The organism is Eggerthella timonensis, from assembly GCF_900184265.1.
Classification (GTDB): domain Bacteria; phylum Actinomycetota; class Coriobacteriia; order Coriobacteriales; family Eggerthellaceae; genus Eggerthella; species Eggerthella timonensis.
In genome coordinates, this window is sequence record NZ_FXXA01000002.1 from 178110 (window position 1) to 193635 (window position 15526).

A 15526-nucleotide genomic window follows, 5' to 3' on the forward strand; every position below is an offset into this window, starting at 1 on the left:
CCCCTGCAAAATTGATGCCAACATGGCATGCTTTTTGCGATGATCGAGGCAAGGGATACCCGATCGATGCAGGAGGAGCGACTATGGCGAGCAAGGCTTCCGACCTCTATCAGAATATGGTTCGCGTCGACGAACCCGAGGCGCGCATACAGGTGGAGCTGCCGGGCGGCCTATTGCCCCTGGCCCTCAACGTGGAGCTGCCGGGCGGCTACGTATCCGAGGTGGTCCCGAGCGACGTGCGCGTGCCCCATACGGCGTCCACGATGTTCTCCACGGCCGACTCGTTCCAGATGGCCGCGGAGTTCCACGTCCTCATGGGGAACCGCCCGCTCGCGCGCGACGGCATCGAGCTGTGCCGCATCCGGGTGCGCAACATCAAGTGGAGCGGCGCAGGCGTGCCCCAGATCGAGCTGCGGTTCGAGCTGGACGCGACGGGTGTCCTGACCGTGTCGGCCGCGAACCTGGACCGGAGCAACGCGGAGATCGTCGCGTTCACCGCCGGAGACGTCGTCACCCAGAGCGACATCCAGCAGGCCTTGGCCGACGCGCTCGAGCACGAGGCGGCCGACCGGGCCACCCGCGACCTCATCCAGAAGATGCTCGAGTGCTACGCGTTCATCGGGGCGACGAACGACTACTACAGCGCGGCGAAGAAGAAGATGAGCCACGGCGCGAAAAGCGCGTACAAGCAAACCCGCAAGCGCCTCGAGAAAGCGCTGAGCGTGGATGTTGCCGACGCAACCGACGACACGGTGGCCGAGCTGGACGCCGCCGAAGCCGCCTTCCGCGCGCAGCGTCAGCAGATCCTCCCCCTCTACAAGCAAGTGATGGACTGGTACAAGTAGGAGGCGCTCCGCTTCCCACCGGTGGGGAAACCCACGCAGGAAGGGATCGAAAAAGGAGGAGGTGCGGGCAAGCGGCGGCGGCGGCTCGGCGCGGGCAACAGCTCGGCGGCGACGGCGGCTCAACGCGGGCGGCGGCTCAACACCGGCGGCTCGGTGTGAACGACAGCTCGGCACCGGCGACAGCTCGGCGGCGACGGCGGCTCGGCGCGGGCGGCTCGGCGCGGACGAGCGCCCATGCGCGACTGCGGAGCTGCGACGGTAATGGATTCGGGATTTTTTCTCGATATAGTACCGAAACTCGAGATCTCGTACCCGGAACCCGCCTTCGGTCGCTCGGAACCGGGCTTTTTTCGACGCGTCGGGTTGTTTTTCCATCTTAGGAGGGGGATTCGGGGTCCCTGCTCACCCGTTACGGTAAGATATCGGAAATTTTCTCTGATTCCATTACCGTATTTCGAGCCGTCAGTACGCCCCGCCGCCCTCCGACGGCTCGGAAGCATGCCGCCTTACGGAAGCGCGGCAGTGGCGGCTCGACACGGGCGAGCGCCGATGCTGCGACGGATTTCGCGCCAATGCGCTGCATCGTTCGCCAGCCCGCTCGTCACCTTCGAAGCATGGACGCAAACGGGCCGCCCGAGAGGGCGGCCCGTTGTGCGATTGGACGAGAAACGCGAGCTTACTTCTTTGCCCAGGAGCGACGTCCCATCGGAACGATCACGAGCGAGCAGATGAGCGTCACCACGTAGAACGCGATGATCAGCCAGAAGCAGCCGGCAAACGATCCGGTGATGTCGTAGATCTGCGCGTAGATGAGCGCCGAGAAACCGGAGAACACGTTGAGGCCGGTGGCCACCATCGAGAAGATGTTGGCGTAGTCCTTCTGGCCGAACGCCTGACGGCACGCCATGGGCGGCACGATGTTGAGCGCCGCGAAGCCGATGCCGAACAGGAACACGCCCACGTAGAACATCATGGCGCTGTCAACGCTGAACAGCACGATGGCGATGCCGAGCGCGCCGAAGACGCTGGCCACCACGCCGGAGACGCGGGCGCCGGTGTGGTCGCACAGCCAACCCAGGCCGAACTTGCCGAACAGCTGGCCGATCATGCACACGGTCACGCCCATAGCACCCACGGCCGCGCCGAGCGCGCCGGTGGAAGCATAGGACGAGAACTGCTGCATCATGCCGGCGGCGATCACGAAGAAGCCGGCCATCACGATGAGCAGCCACAGCGCGGGATTCTTGCGCGCCTGCGCAGCCGTGGCACCCTCGTCGGCGGCAACGTCGATAACGGACTTGGCCTCGGACTTCGCGGACGCAACCTCAGCAGCTCCGTAGCCCCAGGGCAGCACGCCCATCTTCTCGGGCGACTCGCGCAGCAGCGCAGCGGTCAGCACGACGGACGCGACAAGCGCGATGACGCTGATGATAATACGGGCGGTGTGCCAACCGTAGCCGCTGATCCAACCCTGGATAACCGGGCTCATGAACGCGCCCAGCAGCGATGCGCACACGCCGATGACGCCGATGACGGTGCCGTTGCTCTTGGCGAACCAACGGTTGATGAACGTCGGCGTGGCGATGTACATCCAGAACGCGGCAGAAGCGCCGTACAGCACGCCGTACACGTTCCACTGCCACGGTTCGGTGAACCAGGCGCACGCAAGCGAGGCCAGGCCGAATACGGCAGCGGCAGCGGTCATCACCCAGCGGGGATTGAACTTGGTGATGAGCTTACCGGCGAACGGCGTGCAGATGGCCGCCACCCACGGCTGGATGGACATGTACAGCGTTGCATCGGTGCGCGACCAGCCGAACTCTTCCATGACCGGCGATGCGAACAGGCCCGCTTGGTTGGCCACGAAACCAAGCGGTATAGCGTAGAAGGCTACGCAGGCGATGGCGATCGCCCAGGCGTAGTTGCTGCCCTTCATTGTTTCAGATCCCATAATGCCTCCTTTGTCGAACGTAGAATCCCCAACGCTCTAGCGATAAGCAAAATCCATGCCATCGTTAGGGCGTCCGAGGATTTCCCTTTCCCCGCCTGCCCGGCGATGCGGCCTCGGCCCGAGTACGTCGAGGCCGCCAACCGCCCGGCACATTACTCGCCCTTGCGCAACACCCCCTTCTCGTACAGCAGCTCGATCTCCTCTTCCGAGTAACCGAACTCGTTCAGCACGTCTTTCGTATCGGCGTCGTACTTCGCCCCGCCGCGCACGATCTTGCCGGGATGCTTTTTGAAGCGCGGGATCATGTTCACCTGCTTGACCGTCTTCTGCGTGATCTCGTCGTAGCAGTCGACGAACACCTCGCGCGCCTGGTAATGAGGGTCGTTCAGCATCATCTCGTAGGTCATATGGGGGCTCACCGCCACGCCCATCTGGCCGAATATCCGGTTGACCTCCTCAACCGTGTGCTCCTCGCACCAGCTGTCGAGCGCAGCGCGAAACTTCGCGGCGCGGTCGGGAAGCGGCTCGTCGAGGCTCTTGCAGCCGGGCTTGCGCGTGATGGAGGGATACGTACCGAGCGGCTGGAAGTCGGGGTCGTCGGCGAAGCCGAAGAACTCGACGAGTTTCTTCACCGGGCCGGCTCCGCCCACGGCCACCTGGCAGTAACCGTCCTTGCACTTCTGCGCGCCGGCGCACGCGCCCACGAGGTCTTCGTTGCCGATGCGCATGGGCTGGATGCCGTGGTTGATGCCGTCGGACAACGTGGCGCCCTGCAAGCGCACGAGGGCTTCGAACTGGCAGCAGTCGATGGACTCGCCCTCGCCCGTCTCGCGCGCGCGAATGACGGCGGCCAACGTGGCCCACGCGCCCATGAGGCCGGTCATGAAGTCGCCAGTGAAGGGCTTGGTCACGCTGGGCGGGCTGTCGGGGAAGCCGTTGAGGTTCGAGTAGCCCGAGAACGCCTGGCCGATGGGATCGAACGACGCCTTGCGCACGTAGTCCGGGTCGCCCCAGTTGCCGAAGCCGGAAATATGCAGGATGACCAGCGCGGGATTCGCCTCCCACAGCACCTCGTCGGTAAGCCCCCACTTCTCCCAGGTGCCGCCCTTGGACGACTCGACCAGCACGTCGGCCCACTTCACCATTTGCAGCAGGATCTCCTTGCCCTCGGGCGAGGGGATGTTGAGCGTGATCATGCGCTGGTTTCGGCGATCGACCGACCATGCATCTCCGTACATGCGGTACATGTCGGGCGCCACCGTGCTTTCCAGCTCAATGACGTCGGCGCCTTGCTCGGCGAACAGCTCGCAGACGAACGGCGCCGCGATGACGGCGCCCGCGTTGAGCACCTTCAAGTTCTGCAAGTTGCCGAACTTGGGGCGATCCGATGACTTCATGTGCGTTCCTCCTTGTGTCCTGATCCCGTATCCTGCGTCGCCCGCATCTGCGGGAGACAACCTTCTCTGGCCTCCCTGTAGCAACTAGCGTGCCAACCTTTCCCTCTTGCTTTTGTGGATTCCTCGCACGTCGATTCCCGAAGAAGCGCTTTTTCGTATGCTGCTGACAGGAAGACGGCGACCGGAGGTAACGGCATGATCATCGGTATCACCACCACGTATGTTGTAGAGGAGCAAGAGGACGAGCGCGTTCCCGTGGAGCGCGTGACGGTGGAATACGTGCGGCGCGTGGCCGCCACCGGGGCGGTGCCCGTGCTGCTGCCGCCCGTCGCGGGCGGGGCGGATGCGAATCGCCGCGCGGCATGCGAGCTGGTGGAGCGGCTGGACGGCCTGGTGCTGGCCGGCGGCGGGGACCTCAACCCGGCAACCTACGGCGACGAGGCGCGCCTGCCGGAAACCGTGCACGTATTCGACGATCGCGACGCTCTCGAGCTGGAGCTGGCGCGCTTGGCCCACGAGCGCGACCTGCCCACCTTGGGAATCTGCCGAGGCATGCAGGTGCTCAACGTTGCGCTGGGCGGATCGTTGTACCAGGACGTGCGTGCTTGCGGGCTCACGGAGGCCGCGCATCAGCAGAAGCCTCCCTACGACGTTGTGGCGCAGCGCGTGGACATCGCGCCGGGAAGCGTGCTCGACCGCGTGCTGTGCGGCGGCCCGGGCGACGGCATGGTGCCGGGATGCAAGGCAGGATGGCCGGCGGCGCTGGAAACGAGCTGGGAGGGAATCGCCCCCGCGCCGCGCTCGCTGCTGGTGAACTCGATGCATCACCAGGCCCTCGCTCGCGTGGCCGATCCGCTGCAGGTGTGCGCGGTCAGCGGCGATGGCATCGTCGAGGGCGTGGAAGACCCCGCGCTCCGCTTCTACCTGGGCGTTCAGTGGCACCCCGAATACCTCGACAGCAACGCGGCGTTGTTCGAAGCGCTGGCAGCCGCCGCGCGGTAGGAGGAGGAAACGCTCGGGCTCCCTCCGGCTAGCACAAAATCGCCTTTATGAACGATTCTGGGGAGGAATAAGCTCCACGCGGACGAGAAAGCCCAGGTCGCGATTTTTCGCAGCGATGCAGAATCGTTCATAAAGGCGATTTTGTGCTAGCGAACGAATGTTTCAAGTGAAACGCGTGCGACACATCGGCCCCTCTCGCGGCACGAAGCAGGCGCAAGAGCCGGTTTCGCCCTTCCGCGCCGAGCGCGATCCCGACCCCGCTCGCTCCCTCCTCGCCCACCCCTTTGTGAAGGTCGCTTGGGTTTCTGGCGAGGAACAAGCTCGGTGCTATAATGCATTTAGTTTGATTATCAAAGCATTAAGGATGCGCCTCGGTGGCGCGAACGAGGATGGAGCAGCATGGGCAGCACGATCATCGGATGCGGAAAGTCCCTCCCGAAGCTGGAAGTGGCGAACGACGACCTGAAAGCGCTCGTCGACACGAACGACGAGTGGATCAGCACGCGCACGGGCATCAGGACCCGCCACGTCGCCGTCGAGGAAACCGCAACCGACCTCGCCGAAGCCGCCGCGCGCCAGGCCCTCGGCCTCGTCGAGGGCGGTTGGTGCGAAGGGGCCATCGACCCCGCCACCATCGACCTCGTCATCTACGCAACCATCACGCCCGACGTCGTGGTGCCCTCCGCCGCCGGCCTGCTGCGCCGCCGTCTGGGCCTCGAGAACGCCATCGCGTTCGACCTGAACGCCGCTTGCACGGGCTTCGTGTACGGTCTGACCGTTGCCGAGTGCATGATGGCCGGCTCCGCCGCCGGCGCGCCGGGCGCGACCGGCCGCAACCCTATCCGCCGCGCGCTCGTGGTGGGCGCCGAGCGCCTGACGCGCGTCACGAACTGGGGCGATCGCAACACCTGCGTGCTGTTCGGCGACGGCGCCGGCGCGGCGGTGCTCGAGTGGGACGAGCAGCGCCCGGGCATCATGAGCAGCTTCATCACGAACGCCGACGACGACACCAACGCGCTGACCTGCTCGTTCGCTTTCGATGCACCCATCCCGTTCACCACCGAGGGCGTGGAAGCCGGGCATTCCGAAGACGCTACGCTCCCTCGCATCGACGACGAGCTGGACATCATCGAGCTCGTGAAGGCCGGTGAGCCGCGCCAAGTGCTGCGCATGGATGGCCCCAAGGTGTTCAAGTTCGCCGCCGAAGCTATGACGGTCGCCGTGCACGAAGCGCTCGACCGCGCGGGTCTGACGCTCGACGACGTCGCCTGCATTGTCCCCCACCAGGCGAACGAGCGCATCATTAAGTACGCCGCCAAGAAGCTCGGCCGTCCGATGGACTTCTTCCAGCTGTCCATCGACCACACCGGCAACACGTCGGCCGCCAGCCTGCCCATGGCCCTCTGCGACGCCTTCGCCAGCGGCCGCATCAAGCGCGGTGACAAGGTGGTGCTCGTCGCGTTCGGCGGCGGTTTCACCTCGGGCGCCGTGCTCATCGAAGCATAGCGACCCCCCCCCATCAGCATGAAAACGGGCACCTGCGGGTGCCCGTTTTTATGCTCTAGCGCTTCGAGACAGGGGGACGGGGGTGAGACAGAGGGACGGGGTTATTGTCTCATTTTGCCCGCAAAATGAGACAATAACCCCGTCCCTCTGTCTCACCCCCGGACACATCTACCGGATTGCGCGCTTCACGGCGCGGGCGCATAGCACGGCCGCCACCGCCTTCAGCACATCGGGCACCGCGAACGGCGCGATGGTCACGGCGAAGGCGGCAGCCAAGTCGACCCCTACCACGGCGGCGTACTGGAAGCACCCGCACACGTACGTCACCACGATGAACGCGAGGCACGCCATCATGTCCACGGCAAACGCCTTCGTTCCCCCGAGGCTCTTCGCGCCGCCCATCGCGCGCCCGAGCGCCTCCCGCACGAGCAGCGCCGCGACGGCGCCCAGCAGATACCCCCACAGGTAGCCGCCCGTCGGCCCCATCAGCATGCCGATGCCGCCGCGCATTCCCGAGAACATCGGCAGCCCGATGGCCCCCAGCACCAGGTAGCCCGCGATGGCCGCCATGCACTGCTTCGGCGTGAGCACCATGATGGCGAACATGAGCGCGAACATCTGCAGCGTCAGCAGCACCGGCCCGAAGGGGATAGCCACCCATGCCGACACGCCCATGATCGCGATGGTCAACCCGACGAACGCGATGGAACGCGTGCGCGACGCCCGCACGGAACCCTGTTTCACCTTGCTTGCCTCCATGTGCCGCTTCCTCTCTCGAAGCCCAAGTGCCGTTTTCACGACATCGCACTATAGACAAGCCCCGCGGTCTTGTGAACCGCGGGGCTTGGGCAAGGGTGACAATCGGGATGATCGATGCGGAATCGCGCACGTTTCCGCGCGCTCCGCACGCGCGGCGGCGCCGGCTAGAACTTCGCCTTCAGCTCGCCGCTCTTGAGCTTCCGCAGACGGCCCATCTCCAGGATGATGAACACCACCGTCGTGAAGATGGCCAGGAAGTCGGCCGCAGGCGTGGCGAAATACAACGCATCGAGGCTGGTGAACTGCGGGAACCAACCAGGCAGCAGCATCGGCAGCACCACGAGCAGCGGGATGAGGAACAAGATCTGGCGCGTCAGCGACAGGAAGATGGACTTCAGCGGCTGACCCGTTGCCTGGAAGTAGTTCGAGCCCACGATTTGGAAGCCGATGAACGGCAGCATGAGCAGCTGCACCTTGAGCGCGAACACGGTGAAGTCGCGCAACGACTCGCTCGTGATGCCGAAGAACCCGACGATCTGCTCGGGGAACAAATGCACGAGCGTCCACAGCACCACGCCGATGCCCGTCGCGCCGATGATGCCATACCACAGCGTCTTCTTCACGCGCTCGAACAGATGCGCCCCGTAGTTGTAGCCCAGCAACGGCTGAATGGCGATAGCCACGCCGATAAGCGGCAGCACGGCGAACATCGACACGCGCTGCACCACGCCGATGGACGCGAGCGCGCCCTCGGCCCCCAGCGGGCTCATGGCACCGTACATGTTCAGCAGGTTGTTCAGCACGAAGTTCACCACGGCCATGCCCGCCTGCACCGCGAAGCTGGCCAGACCGAGCGACAGGATGAGGCGCACGGTGCGCACATGCAGCGGCATGAAGCGCAGGTGCAGCTTCATGGGCACGTTCTTCGTGAAGATGAAGTACCACAGCACGGTGGCGCACGAGATGGCCTGGCCACACACCGTGGCCAGCGCGCTGCCCTGCACGCCCCAGCCCAGCACCATCACGAACAGGAAGTTGAAGATGGTGCACGACACGGCGCCGATGATCATGGTGCCCAGCGCGCGGTTCGGCGCGCCGGCCGTACGGATGAAGTTGTTCACGCCCATGCCGATGCACTGGAACACGAAGCCCAGCGAGATGATCTGGATGAACGAACGCGCGAATTCCCAGTCTTCGGGCGTGGCGCCCGAAACGCTCAGCAGACCGTCGACGCACGCAGGGACGTGCATGGCCACGGCCACCACCACGGCGAACACGATGGACAAGCACACCGTGTTGCCCAGGCTGCGCTCGGCTTCCACCCGGTTGCCCTCGCCCATGCGCAGCGCGGCCAACGCGTTGCCGCCGTTGCCCACGAGCATGGCGATGGCCATGAACACCGTCATAATGGGCATCGCCACGGTGGCGGTGGCCAGGCCGATCTCGCCCAGCGCCTGGCCGAGGAAGACGGAGTCGATCACGTTATACGCGCCGTTCACCAGCATGCCGAGAATGGACGGGATGGCGAATTCGACGATGAGGCGCGGGATGGATGCCGTGCCCATGCGACTGACTTTGTCGTCGCGTCCCGGGCGCTTCGGATCCTTGCCCACGGGCGCGCCGGTGCTTTCTTCGTTGAAGTTGAGGGTGGTATTCGTTGCTTCTGTTTCCATGAGTTCGCTGCTGCCTTTCAACTTTCTCCATTTTCGAGGAACGGCACATTGTAACCCCTACGAAAACATCGCTCAAAGCTGAGCAGCAGATACACAATTCGTACACAAACAGATGTTTCACGTGAAACATCTGGACGCGGCGCTACCACGAGGAGGCGCGTAAGGGACCGACGCCGTATCCCGCTCGATCCGTGCGCTAGGGGAAGCGGGAGGCGCTAGACGAGGTGGGCTTCGCCTGATGAAACGGGTATCTCGGTGCCGGATGCATCGAGGAGAACGAGGCGGCCCTGGGCGTCGATGCGCCGCACAACGCCTTCGGCCAAGGTGGAGCCCGCCCGATCGACGACGCTCACCGTGCGGCCGATGAGACTCGCATGGGCGTTGAACTCGTCGACGAGGGCGGCGAACCCGGCACGAGCCCACTCGTCGTACAGCGGCGAGAAGGCAGCGAGGAAGGCAGCGAGCACGGCTTCGATGGAGGGCGGCGCGACGGGAACGAGATCGGCCACGTACGCGGCGCGGTTCTTGCCGCCCACGTCGGGGCGCTCGTCGGGCGGCAACACGTTCACGCCCACGCCCACGCACACGCCGCCTCCGTGCGCCTCGAGCGAGATGCCGCAGAGCTTCGCAGGGGCCGGTTCCGAGTCTCCCGATGCGGCGAACGTCGCGGAAGCGAACGCATCCGCCGATCCGTCACGCCATGTATCGACGCTCGATGCGGGCAGCTTGGCACAAAAGTCGCGATATGAACGATTTTTCGCGCCCAAAACAGCCTGGGAATCGCAAAACCCCAGGTCGCTGATTGCGCTTTCTTCGGAAAATCGTTCATAACGGCTATTTTGTGCCAAAGCAACGTCGGCAGCGCCGGCACCTGCGCCCGCACTCGCGCGACCGGGCACGAGCACCACGTCGTTGGGCCACTTGATGCGCACGGCGTCTGCGGCGACATCCCCCGCCAACGCCACGAGCGCTCGGCGCACCGCCATTCCCACGACCAGGCTCAACGTCGGCAGCTCGCGCGGCGCCACCTGCGGGCGCAGCAGCAACGAGCAGTACAAGCCGCCCTCGGGACTGGTCCATGCGCGGCCTTGGCGACCGTACCCGGCAACCTGCCGAAGCGCGCGAACCACGAGGCCCTCGGGTTCGCCGTTGTCGAGCGCGCGTTTGACCTCATCGTTCGTAGAAGAAACCTCTTCGAGAAGCCGAACGTGGAACAGGGGCTCCCGTTCGTCGCTCACAGGCGCACGGCCTTCCCCACGCACGCGCCGTCCGTCGTGACGGGGACGTCGTTCGCCAGCACGTGGCCTGGAACCAGCTCAAGCAAGGGCTGCACGACGAAGTCGCGCTCCAGCAAGCGCGGGTGCGGCAACGTGAGGACGTCGGTGTCGACGACGTACAGCTGATAGTCGAGGATGTCGAGATCGCAGGTGCGCGGCCCGTTCTCCACGGTGCGCACGCGGCCGAGGCTGTTCTCCACCGCATGGAGGTAGCCCAGCAGCTCCTTCGGCGGGATACCCGTGCGCAGCAGCACGACGGCGTTCACGAACGCGTCCTGATCGAGATAATAGGCGGGCTCGCTCTCGTAAAAGCTCGATATGTCGACGATCTGCGAGTCGGGCAGCGAGCACAGTTCGGTGATGGCTTGGTTGAGCATGGCGATCTTGCCTTCGCGCTCCTCGCCAGGCGACGCAACCAGCGGTACGTTGCAGCCCATCCCGACGAGAACGTACGGACGCAGCCCTTCGAGCGCCGCAACCGTGGCAGCAACGTTGTGCGTGCGCACCACGCTGGCCCCCAGCTCGCACGCCATGAGCGCCTCGCTCGCCGACACCTCGTCGCGCGCGGACGGCTCGTCGATCCCGTATGCCCAGCCCAAAAAGCTCTTGCGCGACACCGCCACCATCACCGGGTAGCCGAGGCGCACGAGCTCCTGGAAATTGCGCACCAGCTCAAGCGTCTGCGACGGCGTCTTGCCGAACCCGGGGCCCGGATCTATGCAGATGCGGTCGTGCGCGATACCCGCAGCCTCAAGCTCGACCGCACGCGTGCGCAGCCAATCGCGCACGTCCGTCACCACGTCGTCGTAGGCGGGCGCATCCTGCATCGTGGAGGGGTCGCCCTGCATATGCATGACCACAAGGCCGCAATCGCTTTCGCGCACCGCCTCCACCATACTCGCGTCGCGGAACCCGGACACGTCGTTCACGATAGCCGCGCCCGCATCCAGGCACGCACGCGCCACTTCGGCATGCCGCGTGTCGATGCTCACGCACACGTCGCGCTGCGCGAGGGCTTGCACCACCGGCACCACGCGCGCCAGCTCTTCGTCCACCGAGACCGGCGCAGCGCCGGGCCGCGTGGATTCCCCGCCCACGTCGATGATGCGGGCGCCCTCCTCCACCATGCGCTCGGCATGCGCCAACGCCGCGTCGAGCGAATCGTGCTGACCTCCGTCGGAGAAGGAATCGGGGGTAACGTTGAGGATGCCCATCACGATGGGCATCCTCGTATCGAACTCATAGGTTGAACAGCGCCAGATCATCGTACGGTCTCGTCGCCTTCCTGCTTGGGGGCTTCCTGCGGGTCGGTTCCCTCGGCCACATCCGACGGCTCGCGGAAGGGCGGGTTCGGATCCTGGTCGCCCGGCTCCACCGGCTCTTCCTTCCAGTTCGGATCGGCCAGATGCTCGTCGCGAGCACGCGCGGCGGCCTCTTCGGCCTCCTTGCGGGCATTGATCTCGTCCTCGTGCTTGAGATACTCGTCCCAGGTGTTGTCCAGCAGGGCCAGACAGGCCTCGCCTTCCACCGTCTCGCGCTCCAGCAGCACGCTAGCCATGAGGTCCATCTGCTCGCGATGGCTCGACAGGATCTCGTAGGCGCGATCGTGCGCGTCCTTCATGATGCGGGCGACCTCGTCGTCGATACGCTTGGCCGTCTCCTCCGAGTAGTCCTGCGTGTTGCCGTAGTCGCGGCCCAGGAACACCTCGTGGTTCGGCTGGCCGAACACCTGCGTGCCCAGCTCGGCGCTCATGCCGTACTGCGTCACGATGGCGCGGGCCATCTTCGTGGCGCGCTCGAGATCGTTCGAAGCGCCCGTGGTGATGTCGTCGCAGAAGATCTCCTCCGCCACGCGACCGCCCATGAACACGGCCAGCTCATCGCGCATCTCCCCGAGCGAGTTGAGCACCTTGTCCTCCTTGGGGATGGACAGCGTGTAGCCCAGCGCGCGGCCGCGCGAGATGATCGAGATCTTGTGCACCGGGTCGGCATGCGGCAGCGAGTGGCCGACGAGGGCATGGCCGCTCTCGTGGTAGGCGATCGTGTGCTTCGTCTGCTCGTCGAGCACGCGGCCCTTGCGCTCCGGTCCGGCGATGACGCGCTCCATGGACTCGGACACTTCCTGCTGCGTGATGATCTTCTTGCCGCGGCGAGCGGTGAGCAGCGCCGATTCGTTCATGAGGTTCGCCAAGTCGGCACCCGTGAAGCCCGGCGTGAGCTTCGCGACCTTCGTCAGGTCGACGTCGCTGCCGATGGGCTTGTCCTTCGAGTGCACCTGCAGAATCTTCTCGCGGCCCTTCACGTCGGGCGCGTCCACCACGATCTGGCGGTCGAAGCGGCCGGGGCGCAGCAGCGCCGGGTCCAGCACGTCGGCGCGGTTCGTGGCGGCGATCAGCACCACGGAGTCGTTGCTCTCGAAGCCGTCCATCTCGACGAGCAGCTGGTTGAGCGTCTGCTCGCGCTCGTCGTGGCCGCCGCCGAGGCCCGTGCCGCGCTGGCGGCCGACGGCGTCGATCTCGTCGATGAAGATGATGGCCGGCGATGCGTCCTTCGCCTGCTGGAACAAGTCGCGCACGCGGGACGCGCCCACGCCGACGAACATCTCGACGAAGTCGGAGCCGGAGATGCTGAAGAACGGCACGCCCGCCTCGCCGGCGACGGCGCGCGCGAGCAGCGTCTTGCCGGTGCCCGGAGGGCCCACCAACAGACAGCCGCGAGGGATCTTCGCGCCCATGGACTGGTACTTCGCCGGGTTCGCCAGGAAGTCCTTGATCTCCTGCATCTCCTCGACGGCCTCGTCCACGCCGGCCACGTCGGAGAACTTCACGTCGGGACGCTCTTCGATGGACTTCTTCGTCTTCGCTTTGCCGAAGCTCATCTGCGAGTTGTTCGCCTTCTGCATCTGCGTGAAGAAGAACAGCAGCACGAGCGCGATCAGGCCGATGGGCAGCAGCGTGCTCAGAAGCTCCATGAAGGGGCTCGGCAGCGATACCTCGTAGGGGATGTTGGGATGTGCGGCCATGAGGTCGCCCAGCGACCCGCCGTAATAGGTGGAGGTGAAGTTGCGCTCCACGCCGAGCGTGGCGCCGTTGATGTCGGTGGTGCCCACGCCCCCGAGGGCTTTGCCGGTATCGGGGTTCTTGATCGTGGCCATGCGCGCGTTGAGCGCCTGGAACGCCTCGTTGAAAGCGTCGGCGCCGGTGGAACCCGCCGTGATCGCGGGGTAGTACGTGCCGGACACCGAGTAATCGCCGGCGCTGTACACCACCTTCGTCGCGCGATCCTGCTCGACAGCCTGCACGAACTCAGACGTGATCAGGCGATCGGTAGGCTTGGCGCCCGAAGACGACATGTTCAGGAACTGCTGGCCCACGAAGAAGGCCACCAGCATGAACAGGATGACCGAGATGATGGTGGTCCTCGGGCTGGGCTGCTGGAACTGCGATTGTTTGTTTTGCTGTGCCATAGCGTCTAACTTTCCTTTTCTCACCGACTCGCGCTGCGAGAAGGTCCGAGCTCGTGCCCGGCCCACCGTCGCACGCGGCCGATGCCGCATACCCTCAGCGCATCGCGCGGTCCGACAGCGTCGAACCGATCGCCCGCCAAGGCTGCTTCGCTAGTAAATCTCCGGCTTCAAGATGCCGATGTAGGGCAGATTGCGATACCGTTCCGCAAAGTCCAGCCCGTAGCCCACGATGAACTCGTCGGGGCACTCGAACCCGATATATTTGCAATCGATCTTCGCCTGTGCGAGCGTCTTCTTACGAAGGAGCGTGGCCACCTCGATGGAAGCCGGCTGACGCGACGACAGGTTTTTCAGCAGGTACGTCAGGGTAAGACCGGAGTCGAGGATGTCCTCGGCCACGATGACGTGGCGACCTTCGATTTCGGACGAGAGGTCTTTCAGGATGCGCACCACGCCGGAGCTCTTCGCGCCGTTTCCATACGACGAGATGGCCATATAGTCCATCTCGACCGGAAGATCGATCCTCCGCGCAAGATCCGCCATGAAGATGGCCGCTCCGCGCAGCACCGACACGAGGACGATGCCCTCGTCAGCCGCATCGGCGTAGTCGCGCGTAATGGCGGCGCCGATCTCGCATACGCGGTCTGCGATCTGCTCTTCGGTGAATAGGATCTCCGAAATGTCGTTGTGCACGTTCCTAACCTCTTCGTCGCGTTTCGCTTCCGCCATCGTCCCTGATCGTTCTTCGCGATCGCGAAGCGACGGCGTCACGCTTACCTTGAGTTCGGTTAGTGTACCATTGCCATCTCGGGAAAAGGAGACGATACGGTAACGCCAGCCCACCTGTCACGATTTTTACATTTCGCAACGGGAACTGGGACGATAGGTTGAAAAAGTCATAGGTTGGCGCAATGGGTCAGCGAGGGGCTCCTTAGCGTCGAGTCGTTCGCCGTCCGTCAGGACGGCGAACCCGCGAGGTCGGGGAACTCCTCGAGCAAGCGGCCGACGGGCAGGCCGATGACCGTGTCGAGCGCGCCGTCCACGCGCGCGACCAGATCGGCCCCGGCCCCCTGCACGGCGTAGGCGCCCGCCTTGTCGAACGACTCGCCCTTGCGCAGGTAGTCAGCGATCTGCTCGTCGGTGAGCTCGTGGAACGTCACGGCCGAGCGATCCACGAACGTGCGGAAGCCCAGCGAGATCTTCTCGGGCTCGGGCGCGGCCACCATCCACACGGACACGGCCGTGAGCACCTCGTGGGTACGGCCGGACAGGCGACGCAGCATGCGCTTCGCATCGGACAGGCTGACGGGCTTGCCGAAGATCTCGCCGTCGAGCACCACCATGGTATCGGCCCCGAGGACGGCGGCCATGCCGACGTAGTCCTCCGCAAGCACCTCCTGCACCACCGCGCCGGCTTTGCGCTCGGCCAGCTTTTTGCACGCCTCGGGCGGGTCGGCCAGCAGGTCGGGCTCAAGCGTTTCGTCAACTTCGGACGCGTGCACGACGAAGCGCACGCCGGCATCCTCGAGCAGCTGTTTGCGACGGGGCGAGGCGCTGGCCAGCACCACGTCGAGGGCGGGCATCGGCTCGTCCGGAGCGACCGAAACCTCCGGAGCGTTTTGGGTGTTCTGTTCGTTTTCCATGCGACGC

Annotated in this window: 12 protein-coding genes; 3 read left to right on the forward strand and 9 right to left on the reverse strand. The window is 65.1% G+C overall.

Translation table 11 applies throughout. The features are described 5' to 3' along the window. Positions 1-83 precede the first annotated feature (83 nt). Positions 84-845 carry an Hsp70 family protein gene (locus C1A15_RS00830; RefSeq protein WP_101720821.1) on the forward strand — a complete coding sequence of 254 codons (762 nt, stop codon included), beginning with the start codon at positions 84-86 and terminating at the stop codon, positions 843-845. A 676-nt stretch (positions 846-1521) separates the two neighbouring features. Here the strand turns inward: C1A15_RS00830 and C1A15_RS00835 are convergent. Continuing rightward, positions 1522-2796, reverse strand: a complete 1275-nt coding sequence (locus tag C1A15_RS00835; RefSeq protein WP_101720822.1) for an MFS transporter — start codon at positions 2794-2796, stop codon at positions 1522-1524. A 152-nt stretch (positions 2797-2948) separates the two neighbouring features. Beyond that, positions 2949-4193 (reverse strand): CoA transferase, encoded by a 1245-nt coding sequence (locus C1A15_RS00840; protein ID WP_101720823.1) that lies wholly within the window; start codon positions 4191-4193, stop codon positions 2949-2951. Between the two features lie 195 nt (positions 4194-4388). Here C1A15_RS00840 and C1A15_RS00845 point away from each other — a divergent pair, with 195 nt between their 5' ends. Both C1A15_RS00845 and C1A15_RS00850 read left to right on the forward strand, forming a co-directional pair. After that, positions 4389-5195 carry a gamma-glutamyl-gamma-aminobutyrate hydrolase family protein gene (locus tag C1A15_RS00845; RefSeq protein ID WP_101720824.1) on the forward strand — a complete coding sequence of 269 codons (807 nt, stop codon included), beginning with the start codon at positions 4389-4391 and terminating at the stop codon, positions 5193-5195. 399 nt (positions 5196-5594) lie between these two features. After that, positions 5595-6701, forward strand: a complete 1107-nt coding sequence (locus C1A15_RS00850) for a 3-oxoacyl-ACP synthase III family protein (RefSeq protein ID WP_101720825.1) — start codon at positions 5595-5597, stop codon at positions 6699-6701. Between the two features lie 168 nt (positions 6702-6869). Here C1A15_RS00850 and C1A15_RS00855 read toward each other — a convergent pair whose 3' ends face one another. From C1A15_RS00855 to C1A15_RS00885, 7 genes are all read right to left on the reverse strand, one after another. Beyond that, complete coding sequence (locus C1A15_RS00855; protein WP_101720826.1) at positions 6870-7460, reverse strand: biotin transporter BioY; 591 nt, start codon at positions 7458-7460, stop codon at positions 6870-6872. Between the two features lie 164 nt (positions 7461-7624). Further along, positions 7625-9133, reverse strand: a complete 1509-nt coding sequence (locus C1A15_RS00860; protein WP_101723635.1) for an MATE family efflux transporter — start codon at positions 9131-9133, stop codon at positions 7625-7627. A 215-nt stretch (positions 9134-9348) separates the two neighbouring features. Next, positions 9349-10371 carry a biotin--[acetyl-CoA-carboxylase] ligase gene (locus C1A15_RS00865; protein WP_245864857.1) on the reverse strand — a complete coding sequence of 341 codons (1023 nt, stop codon included), beginning with the start codon at positions 10369-10371 and terminating at the stop codon, positions 9349-9351. Further along, positions 10368-11675: a dihydropteroate synthase gene (gene folP, locus C1A15_RS00870; RefSeq protein ID WP_101720828.1), complete on the reverse strand. Its 1308-nt coding sequence runs from the start codon at positions 11673-11675 to the stop codon at positions 10368-10370. Before folP ends, C1A15_RS00865 begins: the two co-directional genes overlap by 4 nt. After that, the gene (gene ftsH / locus C1A15_RS00875) at positions 11672-13876 is read right to left on the reverse strand and encodes an ATP-dependent zinc metalloprotease FtsH (protein ID WP_245864858.1); all 2205 of its coding nucleotides are present in this window, start codon (positions 13874-13876) and stop codon (positions 11672-11674) included. The genes folP and ftsH overlap by 4 nt, the downstream gene beginning before the upstream one ends. A 150-nt stretch (positions 13877-14026) precedes the next feature. Continuing rightward, positions 14027-14569 (reverse strand): hypoxanthine phosphoribosyltransferase, encoded by a 543-nt coding sequence (hpt, locus tag C1A15_RS00880; protein ID WP_101723636.1) that lies wholly within the window; start codon positions 14567-14569, stop codon positions 14027-14029. A 263-nt stretch (positions 14570-14832) separates the two neighbouring features. Beyond that, positions 14833-15519 (reverse strand): Maf family protein, encoded by a 687-nt coding sequence (locus tag C1A15_RS00885; protein ID WP_101723637.1) that lies wholly within the window; start codon positions 15517-15519, stop codon positions 14833-14835. Positions 15520-15526 lie beyond the last annotated feature (7 nt).